Source organism: Microvirga pakistanensis (genome assembly GCF_004458765.1).
Classification (GTDB): Bacteria; Pseudomonadota; Alphaproteobacteria; order Rhizobiales; family Beijerinckiaceae; genus Microvirga; species Microvirga pakistanensis.
In genome coordinates this window covers 1-223 of record NZ_SPJX01000334.1, presented here as the reverse complement: position 1 = coordinate 223, position 223 = coordinate 1, and the positions used below count along the sequence as shown (strand labels likewise).

Annotated in this window: 1 pseudogene; it reads left to right on the top strand. The window is 71.3% G+C overall.

Features of this window, described 5'->3' with window-relative positions:
- Positions 1-223: pseudogene (locus E4K09_RS18075) on the top strand (primosomal protein N'); the annotation flags it as partial.

Genomic DNA, 223 nt, shown 5'->3' with positions numbered 1-223 from the left:
GCACGCAGCTCGTGGCCAAGGGGCACAACTTCCCGCTCATGACCCTCGTGGGGGTCCTGGATGCCGATATCGGTCTCACCTCCGGCGACCCGCGGGCCGCCGAGCGCACCTTTCAGATGCTGCAGCAGGTCACGGGCCGCGCCGGACGCGGCGAGAAGCCGGGCAGGGCCCTCGTCCAGACCTGGCAGCCGGATCATCCGGTCATCGCCGCCCTGGTGTCCGG